Origin of the sequence: Autumnicola patrickiae (assembly GCF_031846525.1) — a bacterium.
Classification (GTDB): domain Bacteria; phylum Bacteroidota; class Bacteroidia; order Flavobacteriales; family Flavobacteriaceae; genus Autumnicola; species Autumnicola patrickiae.
The window spans coordinates 1-17,804 of record NZ_JAVRHM010000028.1 but is presented as its reverse complement, the minus strand read 5'-3'; the positions used below and the strand labels follow the sequence as shown (position 1 = coordinate 17,804).

General features: G+C 36.4%; 15 protein-coding genes. 8 read left to right on the top strand and 7 right to left on the bottom strand.

Translation table 11 applies throughout. The annotated features are described in order from the left end of the window. Positions 1–174: 174 nt before the first annotated feature. From RM549_RS17405 to RM549_RS17375, 7 genes are all read left to right on the top strand, one after another. Positions 175–3,342 (top strand): helicase-related protein, encoded by a 3,168-nt coding sequence (locus RM549_RS17405; RefSeq protein ID WP_311687151.1) that lies wholly within the window; start codon positions 175–177, stop codon positions 3,340–3,342. A 2-nt stretch (positions 3,343–3,344) separates the two neighbouring features. Then, complete coding sequence (locus RM549_RS17400; RefSeq protein ID WP_311687149.1) at positions 3,345–4,109, top strand: DUF4391 domain-containing protein; 765 nt, start codon at positions 3,345–3,347, stop codon at positions 4,107–4,109. Next, positions 4,109–6,052, top strand: a complete 1,944-nt coding sequence (locus tag RM549_RS17395; protein ID WP_311687147.1) for a site-specific DNA-methyltransferase — start codon at positions 4,109–4,111, stop codon at positions 6,050–6,052. Before RM549_RS17400 ends, RM549_RS17395 begins: the two co-directional genes overlap by 1 nt. Further along, positions 6,052–9,102, top strand: coding sequence for a type III restriction-modification system endonuclease (locus RM549_RS17390; RefSeq protein ID WP_311687145.1), 3,051 nt, complete (start codon positions 6,052–6,054; stop codon positions 9,100–9,102). Before RM549_RS17395 ends, RM549_RS17390 begins: the two co-directional genes overlap by 1 nt. Then, entirely contained in the window at positions 9,099–10,037 is a 939-nt protein-coding gene (locus tag RM549_RS17385) for a hypothetical protein (protein WP_311687143.1), read from the top strand. Before RM549_RS17390 ends, RM549_RS17385 begins: the two co-directional genes overlap by 4 nt. A 15-nt stretch (positions 10,038–10,052) precedes the next feature. Beyond that, positions 10,053–10,715: a hypothetical protein gene (locus RM549_RS17380; RefSeq protein WP_311687141.1), complete on the top strand. Its 663-nt coding sequence runs from the start codon at positions 10,053–10,055 to the stop codon at positions 10,713–10,715. 201 nt (positions 10,716–10,916) lie between these two features. After that, positions 10,917–11,081, top strand: a complete 165-nt coding sequence (locus tag RM549_RS17375; protein ID WP_311687139.1) for a hypothetical protein — start codon at positions 10,917–10,919, stop codon at positions 11,079–11,081. A 101-nt stretch (positions 11,082–11,182) separates the two neighbouring features. Here RM549_RS17375 and RM549_RS17370 read toward each other — a convergent pair whose 3' ends face one another. The 3 genes from RM549_RS17370 to RM549_RS17360 form a co-directional block, all read right to left on the bottom strand. Continuing rightward, complete coding sequence (locus RM549_RS17370; RefSeq protein WP_311687137.1) at positions 11,183–11,563, bottom strand: hypothetical protein; 381 nt, start codon at positions 11,561–11,563, stop codon at positions 11,183–11,185. A gap of 132 nt (positions 11,564–11,695) precedes the next feature. Continuing rightward, on the bottom strand, positions 11,696–12,955 hold the full coding sequence (locus tag RM549_RS17365) for a Y-family DNA polymerase (RefSeq protein ID WP_311687135.1): 1,260 nt from the start codon (positions 12,953–12,955) through the stop codon (positions 11,696–11,698). 1 nt (position 12,956) lies between these two features. Continuing rightward, entirely contained in the window at positions 12,957–13,373 is a 417-nt protein-coding gene (locus tag RM549_RS17360) for a LexA family protein (RefSeq protein ID WP_311687133.1), read from the bottom strand. A gap of 68 nt (positions 13,374–13,441) precedes the next feature. On the opposite strand from RM549_RS17360, the gene RM549_RS17355 reads away from it, so the two are divergent. Then, on the top strand, positions 13,442–14,164 hold the full coding sequence (locus tag RM549_RS17355; protein WP_311687131.1) for an SOS response-associated peptidase: 723 nt from the start codon (positions 13,442–13,444) through the stop codon (positions 14,162–14,164). Here RM549_RS17355 and RM549_RS17350 read toward each other — a convergent pair. The 4 genes from RM549_RS17350 to RM549_RS17335 form a co-directional block, all read right to left on the bottom strand. Further along, on the bottom strand, positions 14,161–15,801 hold the full coding sequence (locus RM549_RS17350) for a type IV secretory system conjugative DNA transfer family protein (RefSeq protein ID WP_311687129.1): 1,641 nt from the start codon (positions 15,799–15,801) through the stop codon (positions 14,161–14,163). The genes RM549_RS17355 and RM549_RS17350 overlap by 4 nt on opposite strands. Positions 15,802–15,812: 11 nt before the next feature. Then, entirely contained in the window at positions 15,813–16,850 is a 1,038-nt protein-coding gene (gene mobB, locus RM549_RS17345) for a MobB family relaxase (RefSeq protein ID WP_311687127.1), read from the bottom strand. Between the two features lie 7 nt (positions 16,851–16,857). Next, the gene (locus RM549_RS17340) at positions 16,858–17,232 is read right to left on the bottom strand and encodes a BfmA/BtgA family mobilization protein (protein ID WP_311687125.1); all 375 of its coding nucleotides are present in this window, start codon (positions 17,230–17,232) and stop codon (positions 16,858–16,860) included. Positions 17,233–17,614: 382 nt separating this feature from the next. Continuing rightward, on the bottom strand, positions 17,615–17,804 hold a 190-nt coding region (locus RM549_RS17335), incomplete at its 5' end, for a JAB domain-containing protein (RefSeq protein ID WP_311687123.1).

Genomic DNA, 17,804 nt, shown 5'->3' with positions numbered 1-17,804 from the left:
TTGAGTTTATGGAATTAATTATTGGTGAATATCTTCTATCAATATTAAGAATATTTTTCCTACAAAACAGGGGTGATTTTAACATTTTTTTATTAGTGTTAAAATATTTAGCTTTACAGTTGATCTTCGTTTTGTATCCCTACAAGCAAAACGTGTTAACTAACCTACTCCAATATGCTTGTAAACAACCAGGATGTTCTTCTTTTTGAGGAAATTAATAAGTTGCTGAATTCTGAATCCTCAATTTATATAAGTTGCAATTACTTCACAGCTTACGCGCTCTACGATCTTCTGCCGCAACTGAAAGAAGCACGGCAGTGTAAAATTCTGCTTAAACTACCTAAGGATGAAACTGAAGATGACTTTATTTTCATCAATAGTCCGGAGGAAAATAGGCTCAACTTAAAGCTGGATAGAAAATATAGAATCCGGCAGGTGTTGGGATTGATTGAAGATAAGATTGAGATTCGGGAAGGCAAAACCGGGAACCAGCATATTTTGATTATTGAGAATACCGATAAGACCGTATGCTTTCAATTAACACCTCTAAACTTTGACAGTGTTAGTTTAGGGAAAATTGCTACTGAAGAATCTGTATTCATCAATGCTTCAGAAGATCAAAATAACCAGTGGCTTAACTTATTTAAAACTAACTGGGAAAACAGCAAAAGGTTTATAAACGATCACATTATTGATAGACTTTCTAAAGGGGTCAACAGCATTAGTGGGGAAGCTCTTTACAAATATTCCATGCGGGAGATCTTCCAGTATTCCACGATTAATGAACGGGCGGATGAAAAGCTGCAGAAGGTAGGTTTTAAAGATTCCAAGGTTTGGAATTTACTTTACAATTTCCAGAAAGATGCGGTTATAGGAGCTATTGAAAAAATTGAAACCTACGGGGGCTGTATTATAGCCGATAGTGTTGGATTAGGGAAAACCTTTGAAGCTTTGGCGGTGATGAAATACTACCAGCTTCGGAATGAGCGAATATTAGTTTTAGCACCAAAGAAATTAAGGGAAAACTGGACCGGATACAAGCAAAACTATAAATGGAACATTCTGGAGGAAGACCGGTTAAATTATAATGTACTTAATCATACTGATCTTTCCCGGGAACGAGGAATGTCTGGAGATATTGACCTGGAATTGATCAACTGGGGAAATTACGATTTGGTCGTAATTGATGAGTCCCACAATTTCCGTAATAATCCTAACCGCAGGGATACCATTACCCGTTATCAAAGGTTGATGGATGATGTTATTAAAAACAACATCAGAACCAAAGTATTAATGCTTTCAGCTACGCCAGTTAATAACAGGATGAACGATTTGAAAAATCAGATCGCTTTCATTACTGAGGGAGATGATGAAGCTTTTCTTTCAGAAGGAATAAATTCTGTTTCCCAGGTGATGAAAGATGCCCAACGGAAATTTACCCAGTGGTTCAGGGATGGGGACCCGGACGATCTTGATGTAAATGATCTAATGTTACACCTTGACGGGGGGTATTTTAAAATTCTGGATATGCTAACTATAGCGCGTTCCCGAAAGCATATTGAGAAGTATTACGATACTACCGATATCGGAAAGTTTCCGGAACGCTTAACTCCAATAACGATTACTCCGGAGATAGATACTCAGAACAAATTCAAGGATATTTCTGAAATCTATGATGAGATCACCACCCTTACCCTGGCTTCCTATACTCCGCTTGCGTATGTTCGATCTGACAAGCGGGAACATTACGAGGAGAAGTATGATATGACTACCAAGTCAGGTAGTATTTTTAAACAGGTTGACAGGGATCAAAGTTTAATTTACCTGATGCGGGTGAACCTTCTCAAACGCCTGGAAAGTTCAATTCATTCGTTTAAGCTAACGGTGGGGAAGCTGCTTTCTCTTATAGAAGATAACCTACGTTTGATTGAGAATCATAAAAGTGGAGCTTTTGAGCTCGATTTGAATATTACCGATATTGACCTGGATGATACCGATCTTGAAGATTACCTGGTTGGGGGGAAAACAAAAGTACTTATCCAGGACATCGATATCATCAAATGGAAACAAGACCTAAAACAGGATAGAGAGGTACTGCAAAGGTTGATGCAAAATATCCAACTTATAGATGTGCCGCGTGATGCGAAACTTAAGACTCTTAAGAATATTTTGGACGAGAAGGTTAGAAAACCTATTAATCCGAATAATAAGAAGATCTTAATTTTCACTGCTTTTTCTGATACCGCCAACTACCTGTATAACAATCTACGGGACTGGCTTTACCAGGAACACAAATTATACAGTGCTTTAGTTACCGGAAGTGGAACCAATACTACCAATATGCCCGGGTGCAGGGCCGAACTGAATACTGTTTTAACCAATTTTTCTCCCCATTCCAAAAAAAGGGAAAATGTCTTTCCAGATGAGAAAAACCAAATAGATATACTATTCTGTACCGATTGTATTTCAGAAGGACAGAATTTACAGGATTGTGATTACCTCATCAACTATGATATTCACTGGAACCCTGTTAGAATTATTCAAAGGTTTGGAAGGATAGATCGAATTGGTTCAACCAACGCCAGAATTCAACTGGTGAACTTCTTCCCAAGTATGGAGCTGGATAGCTTTATTGATCTTGTAGGAAAGGTTCAGGGAAGAATGGTAATGCTGGATGTTTCAGCCACCGGGGAAGACAATATTATTTCCAGAAACAGCAGGGAAATGCAGGACCTTGACTACCGTAAACGACAATTAAAACAACTTCAAAACCAGGTACTGGACCTGGAAGATGTTCAGGGGAATATTTCTATTACCGATATGACCTTTAATGATTTTAAAATTGACCTGGAAAAAAGTACCGATGCAGAACTAGAGGAACTTGAGGAAATTCCACCGGCTTCTTACGCCCTTGTAGCTTCCAACCTGGAACAGGTTAAACCGGGAGTGATTTTCTGCTTAAAGGAAACCGGACCAATGAATAACCTGAGACTAAAAAACAATATTCTTTATCCTTATTTCCTGGTTTATCTGAGCGGAGACGGAAATGAAACGGTTGGGGCATCCCATACAAAAATTGCCCTTGATTATTTCAGAAAGCTTTGTATGGGGAATGATAAAATATTGCCGGGGTTAGTCGAGGAATTTGAGAAAGAGACCGCGAATAATAAGAAAATGAAAGACTACGTAAAGTTACTTCAAACAGCTATTCAAAATGTGGTAGGGGTACAGGAAGAAGTAGGGCTTGACTCACTTGCAAGTCCGGGGGGTACCAGTCTTCTTAGTGATTCTATAAACCAGAATGATAAAATTGAATTGGTAAGTTATTTAATAATCAAGTAGCCTTGGAAATAAACTATAATAAAATACTTCAAATCCCAGAGGCTGCCTTATTACATAAAAAACTGCCAAAGGCGTTTTTCCTAAAGCACTTCAAGCTATCGGCTGCTGAAAAGCGGTTTTTAAATCAGGAGATTGAAGGAATGTTATGGCTCGCCAGTTTAAGACCACAGAATATTAATATTCCGGCAAAGGTTTCAGAAACTAAAAGTTTTGAGGAGGTGCAAATTATTAGTTGTAGCCTTAAATCCTCCCTCCAGGATAATGCTCAAAAAGCCATAGAATTAATCCAGAAGTATTTACCCTACCAGGTATTACTGATCATTGAAGATAAACAGGAGTTTATTTTTAATTCTGCTGAAAAATTAATCAACCAGCGGGAGGTTCAAAAGAGAACCATCCAGAGTTATTTTAGCAGCCCGGCTATTAATAAGCTTTATAAGAATGAAATAACAGAGGCCCTTTTTAAGGCTTTAGCCTTTTCTGAGTTGGATAAGACCAATTTAGAAACCACCTATAGCAGCTATGTTGAGGCGCTAACGCGATTTAAAGCAGCGCAGCATACCGGGAGTTTCACAAAGAAACATCATACCCAGACCAGTAAGGATATGGAGGCTTTACAGGAAATTGAAAGCCTGGAAAATAAAATTGAAGGCTTGGCAAATAAGATTTCCAGGGAGAATAAGATCAATGAAAAGGTAAATTTGAACGTAGCCCTTCAAAAGCACCGCAAGGAAATAGAAAAATTAAAGAACAAATTAAGTGCATAATGAGCATAGATAAGATAGAAACCGGGGATGTTTTAAGCAAAAGCAAAGACCTGGTAGAAGAAAATATTGAAAAGCTAAAGTCCCTGTTTCCTGAAATTACCACTGAGGGAAAAATAGACTTTAAGGTATTACAGGAGATCCTGGGAGAAGAAGTTGAGGAGGAAGACGAATATTACCGGCTCAGCTGGGCAGGAAAATCTAAGGCAAGACGCGAGGCGCATAAACCAAGCACAGGAACTTTAAGGCCGGCCAAGGACGAAAGTGTGGATTGGGATAACACCCAGAATTTATATATCGAAGGAGATAACCTGGAGGTGCTTAAGCTGATGCAAAAAAGCTATGCAGGTAAAGTGAAATTGATTTATATCGATCCACCTTACAACACAGGGAGTGATTTTGTGTATAAAGATAATTATAAGGATAACCTTAAAAATTACCGGGAATTAACCGGCCAGATAGATAGCCAAGGAAACAGATTAAGCACGAATACCGAAAGTGGTGGGAGGTATCATTCAAATTGGCTTAATATGATGTACCCTCGTTTAAAATTGGGTAGAAATTTATTAAAGGAGGATGGAGTTATTTTTATGAGTATTGATGACAATGAGTTTGATAACTTAATAAAACTGGGGAAGGAAATTTTTGGAGAAGAAAATTTTATAGCATTTTTATTGCATAAAAATAATTCCAATAAAAATCAATCAAAATTAGTAGGAATTTCTACAGAATACATCGTTTGTTTCTGTAAACAAAAGGAAGCTCTTAAGGAGGTAAAATGGAGATTGAAGAAAAAAGGATCCGATGATGTAAATAGATTAGTCAAGAAATTGAAAAATACTAATCTGGGGGACGATGAAATATTGGCAGAGGTTAAAGAATTATATAAAAGGCCCAAATACGCCCATTTAAGTAGGTGGAATAAAATTGATGATAAGGGAGTTTTTATGGATGATAATTTATCACGGGAAGGTGGAAATAAATCCTACACTATAATTAATCCTGAAACTAATAATGAATGTCCTATACCTCCGAGAGGTTGGGGTAAGTCTTATGAAGATCTTCAACAATTACAAAAAGATGGATTAATTTATTACGGAGATCCTGAGACGCCACCACGTCTTAAAGTCTATATAACTGGAGAAGATTACACCGTTCCTGATAGTTTTATGTATTACGATAATTCAGTGGATACCCGGTGGGTTAAAGAAGAATTTGGCACTCTTGTCTTTGAAAATCCGAAGCCAATAGAAATGCTTAAGGATATCTTTAGTTTGCATACAAAAGATACTGATATAATTGTAGATTTTTTTTCAGGATCAGCCTCTACAGCACATGCTGTAATGGATTTAAATGCTGAAAGATATGGAAACCGAAGACATATTCAAGTACAACTCCCTGAATCTACAGATGAAAAGAGTCTAGCTTATAAATCAGGTTATAAAACATTAACAGATATCGGTAAAGAACGTATCCGCCGGGCAGCTAAAAAAATAGCAGAAGAAAACCCTGAGAAAGCCAAGGAGCTGGATCTTGGGTTTAAGGTTTTTAAGCTGGATAGTTCAAATATCAAAGCCTGGGATGGAGATCCGTCAAATCTTGAACAAAGTTTATTCGATGCCCAGGAAAACATCAAAACAGACCGTGGTGATGAGGATGTGATGTATGAGATTCTTCTAAAGTATGGGCTGGATTTAAACCTTCCCATCGAAGAAAAAGAGATCGCCGGCCAGCGGGTATTTAATGTAGGAATGGGAGCAGTCTTTATTTGTCTCTCAGATAAGATCACCACCCAAGTTGCAGAAGGAATCGGGAAATGGAAGGAAGACTTACAGCCTGCTACCTGCAGGGTGATTTTTAAGGATTCAGGATTTAATGATGTAGAAAAAACCAATTGCAGCCAGATCCTTAAGGGGTATGGGATTGAGGAAGTAAAAAGTATTTAATGGCTATGAAGATAAAATTCGACAGCAGTTTAGATTATCAGCAGGATGCCATAAATGCGATAGTAGATATTTTCCAGGGGCAGGAAACCTGCAACACTAATTTTAGTGTGTACTCCCCAGAGTATATCGAAAAACAGCAAAATATAAGTTATGAGGATATTGGCTACGGGAACCGCCTTATGCTTACGGATGGGAAATTACTTGAAAATGTACAGCAAATACAGTTAGCCAATGGCTTGCAACCAAGTACAAGGAATGATGTAGATAGAAAACACCTGGATTTCACCATTGAGATGGAAACCGGAACAGGGAAAACCTATGTTTACCTACGCACTATTATGGAGCTTTATGAGAAATATGGTTTTTCAAAACATATTATTGTAGTGCCGTCCATCCCTATCAAGGAGGGAGTCAATAAATCTTTAGAAATTACCAGGGAACATTTTAAGGAACATTACAACAACATCAACTATAATTTCTTTGTTTATAACAGTGGGGATTTAAGCCCGGTTAGGGATTTTGCTGTTAATGATACTCTTGAAATTATGGTCATTAACATCGATGCATTTAAAAAAAGTTTTCAGAATCCTGAAGACCACAAAAAAAAATCGAATATTATTCACCGATATAATGACAGGTTAGGTTATAAGCCACTGGATCTCATTACAAATACAAATCCTATCGTATTTATAGATGAACCGCAAAGTACTATGAGCACTCCGCTTGCTAAAAAAGCGGTGAAGAATTTAAATCCCCTGGCCATCATACGCTATTCGGCAACGCATAAGGAGAAAATAAACCTTATGTATAAACTCGATGCTGTTGATGCTTACGATAAAAAACTGGTAAAACAGATTGAGGTAGGTTCAGTACTTTCTGAAGGATTGTATAGCCAGGCCTATTTAAAGCTTGTAGATATCAAAGTTTCCAAGGGATATCCGTTAGCCAGTTTAGAGCTGGATGTGTTGGAACGCGGGAAAATAAAGCGAAAAGTTAAAAATAATATCAGTCAGAATACTGACCTGGAAGAATTAACCGGTAGAACCGAATATGAAGGTTTTATAGTTAATGATATTCACGCGGTTAAGGGAGAAGAGTACTTAGATTTCACCAGCAGAGAGGAAATACTCAGGCTTGGTGATACTCTGGGTAAAGTTGATGATCTGCAGCTGAAAACTGCATTAATTAGTAAAACCATAGAGGAACACCTGGACAAAGAATTAATTCTGAATCCCCAGGGAATTAAGGTGCTTAGTTTGTTCTTTATCGATAGTGTTGGTAAGTACAGGCAATATGATGAGGAAGGAAATGAGCAAGCCGGGGTTTATGCACAAATTTTTGAACAGGAATATAAAAAGCTCATTCAAAAGCCAAAGTATAATAGTCTTTTTGGTGAGATAACTGACTATGAGTTAGAAGCCAGCCAGGTTCATAACGGCTATTTTTCCATAGATAAAAAAGGAAAAAAGAGCAATAAGAAAGATAAGTTCGAGTATTTTAAGGATACCTCCGGTACAACCAACGCCGATGAGGACACCTACAATACCATTATGCGGGATAAGGAAACCTTACTTTCTTTTTACGATGGAAAGGATCCTAAGAAAAAGCTGAAATTCATCTTTAGTCACTCCGCTTTAAAGGAAGGTTGGGATAACCCCAATGTTTTCCAGATTTGTACTTTAAAAGATATAGGGAATTCAGAAATAAGAAGGAGACAGGAAATTGGTCGAGGACTAAGGCTTTGTGTGAATCAGGAGGGAGAACGAGTGTACGGGCACCAGGTGAACACCTTAACCGTTATGGCCACTGAATCCTATTCAGAGTTTGCTGATAATCTGCAAAAAGAAATAGAAAATGAGACCGGAGTTAAATTCGGTATCGTGGAGGCACATAGTTTTGCCAATGTGGTTCTGGCTATCGAAGATGAGAAAACCCATTATTTAGGAGATAGCAAGTCTAAGGAATTGTATGCTCACCTGGAAGATCAAGGGTATATCGATAATCGCGGAAAGGTCCAGGACCTTTTGAGAGCACACTTAAAAGAGGATTCGGTTCAATTACCTGAAGAATTCACCAAGGAAAAGCACGTTGCCAATCAGATTGTGAATTTTCTGAAAAATGCAGCAGGTAAACTTGAAATTAAGGATAATTCAGATAAGAAAAGAGTAAAGGTTAATCGCCAGGTTTTAAACAGTCCTGAATTCAAACAGCTATGGGAGAAAGTAAAATACAAAACCACTTTTTCAGTAAATTTTGATTCAGAAGAATTGATTAGAAAATGTATTGAAGCCATTAATTCTAATTTGAAGATCAACAGAGGAAAGATACATTATACCAAAACTTCGGTTAGTATGAATATTGGCGGAGTGCAGGCAGGAGAAGATGCCAGTACCAGTTCCTACAGTCTAACCAGTCCTGTGGAGAGTCTTCCTGATATTGTGAGTTATCTTCAGAATGAAACAAACCTTACCAGAAAAACGATAGTTAAGATTCTAACCGGCATTAACAAGCTACAGTACTTTAAGGTTAATCCGCAGAAATTTATAGAGGCAGCTATTGATATCCTGAACAACCAGATGCGGCTTCATATAATCGACGGGATTCAATACAAGAAAATTGATGACGGAGAATTTTACAGTCAGGAATTATTTGAGAACGAGGAGTTATTCGGGTATTTAAAAAATAACCTAAAAGAAAGTCATAAAAGCCCTTATGAATATGTGGTCTATGATTCTAAGGTAGAATCGACCTTAGCGGAAAAATTTGAAGAAAGCGAGAACATTCCTGTATATGCTAAGTTACCTAATTGGTTTAAAATCAGTACTCCCTTAGGCACTTACAATCCCGACTGGGCTATTCTTTATCAAGATGAACACGAAGAAAGGTTATTCTTTGTAGTGGAAACCAAAGGTTCCTCTTCATTACTGGACCTAAGGCCTAAGGAGTCGGCTAAAATAGCCTGTGGTAAAAAACACTTTAGCAGTTTGGGAAGTAAGATGTTAGTGGCCAAGGATATGGATGAAATTCAAAATGAAATCTTGATGGGATGAAAAGGGAGCTTCCGGAAATAGAAGAGTTTTTGACAAGGAATAATTTTTCAGATGAAAATCTAAAGGAATTATCAGCAGCCATCAATTCTAAATATAAAAACCCTGCAATTAAAAATGAGGTGATTTCTACGGTTTCTCCGTATCTAAGAAATTTTGGAATAGACTTTAGCTCCTATTTTAATTCTGCTGATAAAAAAACAGATGGAAAACAAAAAAGAAAACGGGTTTTACTAAAAAGTAAGAAGCGTCGAAAGAACAAAACCATATCCAAAGCTTCAGGAAATATAAAGTCTCCTAAGGCTGGAAATGTCCGAGTCAAATCATTACCTCAACAGTTTCCGGAGATAGATGTATTTTTTGAAAGGAAATCATTTTCAGAGGATGAATTGAATTCTTTGAAGGATATGGTAGAGCAGCAATACAGGAATGAGCAGATGCGAAAAGCAGGCTTATCCCTGATTGCCTTACATTTAGTTAAATATAAGATCGAGTCTACCCAAAAGCCCATCCCGCAGGCAAGTGTAAAATTAAAAAAGCCGGTAGAAAAGAAGAAGATCCCTAAACCCAAACAGGCTAAACCCCAGAATGAAAGTAAACCAAAAAAAGATGTGGATCAGGTTCTTTTAGAATTAAAGGATATGAGTATATCGGATATTTCAAACCGAATTAATATTCCAAGGTCAGTATTATTCTATGAATTAGAAAAGAATGGTATTGAGAAGAGGGGTACTTCTAAACTTACTGCCCTGGAGTTTGGTTTAATAAGCACTTTGATTCGCCGAAGATTAGGAGGAGATAAAATAATAGGAGCTAAAAATAAGACCGGAAAGGCAATAAAAAGAAATTTCGGAAAAGGTAAAAAGAATTATGACGGGGTTTTCGGGAAAATTCAAAGATATGGTGGAGCCGGGAAGATTATTTATACAAGGATGTAATGTATTCTAAGTTTTATGAGCAAAGCATTTCGAGAACAGGAGTTAAAAGATAAAGCAAAAAAAATTGTAGACAGCATAAAATCTACTGAAGAGAAAATTTACATACGCCAGCCAGTTAAACCCAAGGAGCCTAAAGAGCCAAAAAAGCCTTATATGGCTGATATAAAGAAGCCTAAATTTTTCAATCTTGCAGAATTTATTATTACTGTAGTATTAATATCTATTCCATTATATTTTATATTAATGTGGTTTCTACAGGATATTTTTCATATTGCCACTTTAATTCTAGCCTCAATAATTGCCGTTGTTAGTCTTGGATATCAATACAGAAAAGCATTTAAAATATATAATAAAAGTAAAAAGAAAAATGAAGCAAAACAGAATGAATATAACGATAACCTTGACAAGTATAGAAATGAATATTTAGAATATCAAACTTTACTTACCAGGTATCAGGACGAAATTTCTGTTTATCATAATGAATACGATAAAAGAAAGCATTTAAGAACAGCTTTAGAAAGTTATAAAAAGGAATTAGCTGAAATTTTAAAATTTGAAGGCAAATCGGATGATCTTAAATATGTAAAAGTCAATTTAAGATTAGATTATAGAGATTATTTACCTGATTATAATAATCAAAATTTAAAACAAGAGAACAATGCTTATTCACCTTTTTAGACTACAAGTAACCCAAGTAAAGATTACTTATCAAAAGCAATAAAATATTTAGCTAATTTAAATTATGAAAAAAGATCAAAAATTTTTCATTTTTTAAAGGAGGTTCAAGCCGTCCAGGAATCTAATTCCAATTTAAATGAAAAGCGGAGGAAGATTAAAAAAATTCTTTGGAGTGATAGATCAAGGGATTCTAAGCTTCTTTTGGGCGGTTTATTAGGCGCCGCTTTTGGATTAACCGTACTAGGTACGGGAGGTATAGGAATCGCTACTATGGGAGGGGCAATAGGAATATGGGGGTGGTTAGCAACGGGAGCTGGAGGTGTTTTCGTCTCATCACTTATTCAAAACTTCGAAAAAACTAAATAACCACTCCATATTTGATTTCATTTAGTTCAGGAATTCATAATGATATTTTTCGGCCATTTCACTTTTAGAAAATATCAGAAATTTATCATTACTTGTTATTCTTACCCAACTTTAATTTTTATAGGTTCTCCCTGGCCAGTTTGCATTTCTTCAACGTGTAATCTTATCTGTATTTCTTCATTAGTGGAAGGGGAGCGGTAATAATAATCTATGTACAAAAATTCCTCCTGTTCTTTAGGAAATACAATTGTTATTTTACGTTTACTTCTGTTTTCACAAATTAGTGTAAGTCTGTCCTCTAAAACTTGGGTTTCCTGGATATTTAAAACTTCTATATCCTTGCCTTGGTTTGTTTCGGTTACAATAGTTACATCATTGGGTTCAAAAACGATTCTCCGGTCAACCAATTTAAATTCTGACCTGTAGATATTAGGGTAAGTTTCAGTAAGAGGAGAGTAATAAACCTCTTCTTGTCCTAACAAGTAAAAGGGTATAAATAAAAATATTAAGCAAAGCGTTTTCATTCTTTTAAAGATATGATATTAAACTCTTTATAATATTTTTAGTTCAAAAAAATGTTCTGATAAAATTCCAGAATGAAAGCTTCTCTTTTTTTACGTGCACTTAATCTTAATAATTTCATCAATCCTGCTGGTGTATCGATTTGACAATCTTTCCTGTTTCATCTTCCAGGTGCGGCCAAGATCCATTCCGGCAAATTTCACTTTTCCGTTCTCCACTTTGTTTAGTTGGTCTATGGTTTTCATAAGCAACTGATGTCGGGGATCTTCTTCAGAAAATAAGGAAAGTTGCCGTTCAGAAGCAGGAGAAATTCCCATAATAATTACTCCGGCTTTTTTGTATTGGTAACCAGGTTTGAAAATCTTTTTAAGACCATATAAAGCAGCCTTGGTTAACACCATAGTGGAATTGGTAGGTGAGGATAGTTTCACCATCATATTGGCACGATACTGCTTCAAGTCGGTTCTAAAAGGGTTGGTAATTAAAAACACATACAATAAAGTACAATTTGAATCTTGTTTACGAAGTTTTGCTGCAGCTTTGGCCGCATAAGTCGCTACCCGCTCCCTAAGATCATCAAAATTACTATACATCTTGTCAAAGCTTCTGGTAACTGCAATATTTTTTTTATTCTTTACTTCTTCAAAATCTAGTGTGGATTCCCCGGATAGATCCCGTTTCAGCCGCAAGCCCACAACGCTCATCTGTTTTTGAGCATAGTCATTCGGTAGCTGAATAAATTCCCAGGCATTTTTAACATTGATATTTAATAATCGTTTTTCATGCTGTCGTCCTATTCCCCATACATCACCAATTTTAGTCCAACGTAATGCCTTTTCTTTCTTTTCTTCAGAATCTATGGCGTATACACTGCCTGTGCGATCGGCGAATTTCTTCGCGATTTTATTGGCGATTTTAGCCAGAGCTTTGGTGGGAGCCAGGCCAACACTTATTGGAATTCCGGTATGCCTTAGAACACGTTCTACCATTTCTTTTCCAATTCGTTCAAGGTCATATAATTCAAAGCCATTAAACTTCAGAAAAGATTCGTCTATGGAGTATATTTCTATTTCAGGAGTAAATTGGGTAAGGATATTCATTACCCGTCCGCTCATATCTCCATAGAGGGAATAATTACTGGAAAAAACGGAAATTCCTTTAGCTTCAAAATCTTTTTCAAATTGAAAGGCCGGTGCGCCCATTGGAATACCCAATGCTTTGGCTTCATTACTGCGCGCAATCACACAGCCATCATTATTAGATAGTACAACCACCGGTTTATTAAGTAAAGAAGGATCAAAAACTCGCTCACAACTCGCATAAAAATTATTACAATCTACCAGGGCAAACATATTACAGGTCTTTTATACAATGCGTAACAATGCCCCATATCACAAAATCATTTTGGGGAGTGACTTTAATGGGTTGATATTTTTCATTTTCAGCCACCAGCCAGATGATATCCTTTTCAATTTTAATCCGTTTCACGGTAAATTCCCCATCTAAGAAACATACAGCGATGTTATCATTTTGGGGTCTTAAACTTTTATCGATTACCAGAAGATCACCATTTCCAATTCCGGCCCCAATCATACTATCGCCTTCAGCCCGGCCAAAGAATGTGGCTTCTTTATTTTTGATTAGTTGCTGGTTAAGATCAATAATATCTTCTAAATGGTCATCTGCCGGAGAAGGAAAACCTGCAGAGATTCCATTGGTAGAAAGAGGCAAAAGTAAATTATGTAAAGAATATTTTTTGTAAATTTTCATTAGCTAATTATTGAAAAACAAAATTAGGTAAAATTCCATATAATAGGATTAAATCCAAATTTAAAATTATGTGTTACGAAACCAGCCTGTCCAAAAAATTAAAATCAATTGAGAAACATACCGGTGCGGTTATGCGATACCCAGAAGTTTATGAGCCCTGGTATCATTTGTCGGGGTTTACTCATCCTAATATGTTTTGTATTCCCATGGACGAACCAGATACTATTTTACCGATGGAGTGGGGTCTTCTTGCGCCGTGGGCAGACGACATTTTGAAATTCCGAAAAAAATATAATACGCTTAATGCTAAAGCAGAAACTCTATTAACCAGTAATATGTATAAAGAGGCTTCCAGAGAACGTCGCTGTTTAATACTTGCAGATGGTTTTTTTGAACCTCACTATGAAAAAATGAGTGGGCCTGCTACGCCATATTATTGTTATTTGGAAGACCGTAAACTCTTTAGCTTTGCAGGAATCTATAATAAATATGATGAGGATTATTGGACAGTAAGTTTAATTACAAGGGAGGCGAATGATTTTTTTGCTGAAATCCATAATAAGAAGAAAAGAATGCCATTGGCCGTAGATGCTAATTTTGAAGGCGAGTGGCTTGATCCCGATTTAAACGACAATGGAATTGAGGAAGTGCTGGCTACGTGTTTTATGCGAGAGCCTTTTAAAGCACATCCGGTAAGCAGGGATTTATATAAACGGGGAATTGATACCAATACCGCAGAATTTCTTCAGCCAGTAGATGATGGTGCAGGGGAACAAGGGAAGCTGTTTTAATTTTTTGAGGCTGCTTTATCAGGTTTCGTACTTTTTTTCTTTTCCTTAAAAGACTTACAGATATTACGCACCTCCCTATATATTTTTATATAATTTTCATTGATTTCTTCATCTGAAAAGAATTGCGCTACTTCAGGCAGTTCCCTTTCAATTAGCTGCTGCTTAAATTGTACTTTTTTATCCTTCCCATCGGCGTATGTGATAAACTCGCCTTGTTTTAAACCAAAAAACACATTCGCTCTTACTTTGTAAATTTCTTTTTCTCCTGTTGATATTTTAGTATCGAAATCTAAACCGGTACCCCGCATTACTGTTTTTGTTTCATCTTTTATAATTTCGAAAAAGCGTTCATAAAACCTTGCGGTGTCTGGATCATTAACTTTTCCGAAAAACTGATAGGAAAGATTACTTAAAATTGCCTTACTGGCTTTGTCTCCATACATCATATCATTCTGAATCTTATCCTGCATCACATATACGGTTGCTATATCATAACTTCTAAGAGTGGCTGGAATACGATGCATATTTAATAACCTTATAGTTGGCGCTTCTTCAATAAGTAGGAAAGATGATTTGGAGTGCCTCACGCTCATTTGTTTTACAATAGTATGCATTACCGTAGCGATCACCGGGGAATAGGAGGAATCGTATTTGGGATTATTTACAAGTGAGATTATCGCAGGGTTATCTTTATTATTAATATTTAGCGGAATATCATCTGCAGCCAACGCCATAAAAATCCGTTTACTGCTAATTTTCATCAAAGCTGTTGAAAGGGTACTCTTTACCCCGGCAGTTTGTTTTTCGGAATCTTTCCCGCTAATAAAAGCATCTGCAAATGCCCGTGAAGTTTGATTTGATTTTAAAAAACCAATAAGCTCATCGGTGCCTAAATATTGATAAATCGCAATGAGGTGGGGAAGGGTACAATATTCTGGAAATGAAACTTTTAGTTTCCATATTAATCCGGAGATTAGTCCTTGCGCAGCATCATTAAAAAATTTTCCTACGCCTACCACGCCCGATTCTTTTTGTTCCAACAGGTTCTCAATCAAAACACGAGAAACCTCATTAATATCTTCTTCATTCTCCATATACCGCGGTGCAATTGGATTTACCCGATGAATTATTTTATCAAAAGAAAGTATATAGAACTCCAGATTTCGATTTTTAAATAGGGGATAGGCCATTTCTGTAATCTCAAAATCTTTATAGTCGTGTATAAGTCCGCAGAAAGAATTTTGGCTAAAATGTTGGAGAAGATTATAGACCACACTTTCAGTCTTCCCACTACCTGCAGCACCAATTACAGAAATTCCGCGTTTAATATTATTGATTTTAAAGGATCCACTCTCAGTCTTAAATTGAACCTGGTACTTAGTTTCGGTATTTGATATTTCTTTCTTGGGTATAAAAACATAAAGAACCGTATTGCTTAAAATAAGAGGACATCCCAAGTAAAGGGTTATGTTAGCTATTTCCTTTAATGAAGGATCATTCGGTAAAAGTGCCCAAAGGAACAAACCACATACAAGTAGATTCTTAGGAAATGCATAAGGGGTGATTTTATACATTCGGAAGAAAATTCCGCTCCCGATTGCAATGCATAAGATAATATTTAGAAAATTGACTTCCATAGCTGGTTGATTTAAATTCCTATTGATGCAGATCTTGAAGCTGTTAGGATGCCTTTTTGAATTGTTTTTATCAGTTTCACGCTTAGCTGGGCTTTAGAAAGAGGAATTACAGGCGGCAAGGGGATACCGGTTTCCCTAAGCATTTTTATTGCCAGAGCTTTATCAGATGCTGGCAATCCCATAATAGCAGAAAAATATGTTTTCGGACTCTTTATAAAATCTTTCCTGGCCTGGTAAGTTTCTACAAAATTACGTTGATACTGAAATTGTTTATCAAATGTCTTTTCCGCTTTTTTGAAAAAATCATCCCTGTTAAATCCTCTTTTCACCAGTTTACCATTCAGTTCAACCTCAGAAGCTTTGTATTTACTACCGGGCGATAGGCTATGGGAATTGGAAACATCCTTTCGGCTTACAATAATATGAATATGGCTCTGGTTTCCATCCTTAAGCATTCCCTGGACAATACGTTGACCGTTTTGCTGGTGGGGAGCTTCCCTTTCCAAATTAATAATCTGTTGTTCCCTGGATCTTATGCTGCCTTGCATTTCACCACGTTCTATTTTCCGAATTTCATTTTTGATCACCTGAATTTTTGTGGCGAAAGGCTGATTTTCCCTTACCTGGTAATCGGTGCCTTTAAATGCTCTGTGGTGTTCTATCTTTGCGAAATATTTAATATCGTTTACATTAATTGGTCTACCATTAATCTCTCGATTAAAGCTGGAGGAATAATCTTTCATAATTGCTCTGGTATATTGTTTTAAAGCTTCAGAACTATTTTGTAGTTTTTTCAACTCATATTGTGATGGGTTTACGGTAATAGAATAAAATTTCGGTTCCATCTTTTCCAGTTTGGCAGTATTGGCATCTATTTCCTTAACAACCATTTCCGGAGAAATTCCATCCTCCCCCTGATTGAAAAAAAGCTCCTGATCCTTTTCTTCTATACCAGGAAGCTGATTCTCTTTTTCCAGGTAATCGACATAATCTGCGGCACTTTGAGAATAATTTGCGCCCAGTTTCTGAGGTGTGATAGTGATATACATAACAGGTTTATTTATAAAAATCGGGATGAGTATCGTCTTCCTCATAGTCCCTTATTCGATTTTCGTAGTTATTTTTGGGATCTGCAGCTTCCATTAGAGATTCCAAAATGCCTAAAGTGGGGTTTACTTTATTCTTCTCTATATCTTTCAAAATTGCGATTACTGCATTTATTCTTTTTTTGACAAGGTTTTCCAGAGTCTGCATTTTTGGACCCATCATTTCATTGGGGGAAATACTATTCATTTCAAAAAAATCGACCATCGATGACAGTGTCATTGATTGAGATTTAGATAAAGCCCGGCTGAACCGTCTAAATTTTTTGGCTACTGAAGTCTTGATCTTAAGAGTCTCGAACTTCTCTTTTTTATATTCTTCATCCATTTTTTAGTAAAATTTCTACCATTTTTCAATGGGTTTCAAGGGTTTTTAGTAATAAAACAGCTTCTTTTTAATTTTCGCCTTTGAATAAAATTATTTAAATAGCTAATAAACAGTAGTTTGTATTTTAAAAGGTAATTCTTAACGTGGCTCTGCCCGTTACCCTCTTGCTCTACCTTTTCGTCCCGCAGGGACAAAAATTTTGACTATTAAAATGAATTTAATAGCCTTTTAAATGTTTAAAAACTGAATCCTGCTTTTTATGATTTGAAAAGAAAATCTTTGGAGTTAACTATAGAAAAATGAGCAAATGTTTGAGAATTTCGTAAAATCAAAAACGGATCATGAACTTCATAATCCGTTTTTAAAATCTAATTATTTATGGTTATAATATCCCATCATCGGCAAAACTGAAATAATCTCCTTCGGGTGTTAGAATGATGTGATCCAAAACTTTTATATCAAAAAGTTCCCCGGCTTTTTTAATCTTTTCAGTCAGCAGTTTATCGGGTTGACTGGGCTGAAGGGTTCCCGATGGATGGTTATGTGCTTTATGTAAAGCTTTACATAATTCC

Coding starts and splice junctions, on each gene's coding strand:
- RM549_RS17405 (WP_311687151.1), top strand. CDS start 175: ATGCTTGTAAACAACCAGGATGTTCTTCTTTTTGAGGAAATTAATAAG.
- RM549_RS17395 (WP_311687147.1), top strand. CDS start 4,109: ATGAGCATAGATAAGATAGAAACCGGGGATGTTTTAAGCAAAAGCAAA.
- RM549_RS17390 (WP_311687145.1), top strand. CDS start 6,052: ATGGCTATGAAGATAAAATTCGACAGCAGTTTAGATTATCAGCAGGAT.
- RM549_RS17385 (WP_311687143.1), top strand. CDS start 9,099: ATGAAAAGGGAGCTTCCGGAAATAGAAGAGTTTTTGACAAGGAATAAT.
- RM549_RS17380 (WP_311687141.1), top strand. CDS start 10,053: ATGAGCAAAGCATTTCGAGAACAGGAGTTAAAAGATAAAGCAAAAAAA.
- RM549_RS17365 (WP_311687135.1), bottom strand. CDS start 12,955: ATGTTTGCCCTGGTAGATTGTAATAATTTTTATGCGAGTTGTGAGCGA.
- RM549_RS17360 (WP_311687133.1), bottom strand. CDS start 13,373: ATGAAAATTTACAAAAAATATTCTTTACATAATTTACTTTTGCCTCTT.
- RM549_RS17355 (WP_311687131.1), top strand. CDS start 13,442: ATGTGTTACGAAACCAGCCTGTCCAAAAAATTAAAATCAATTGAGAAA.
- RM549_RS17350 (WP_311687129.1), bottom strand. CDS start 15,801: ATGGAAGTCAATTTTCTAAATATTATCTTATGCATTGCAATCGGGAGC.
- mobB (WP_311687127.1), bottom strand. CDS start 16,850: ATGTATATCACTATCACACCTCAGAAACTGGGCGCAAATTATTCTCAA.
- RM549_RS17340 (WP_311687125.1), bottom strand. CDS start 17,232: ATGGATGAAGAATATAAAAAAGAGAAGTTCGAGACTCTTAAGATCAAG.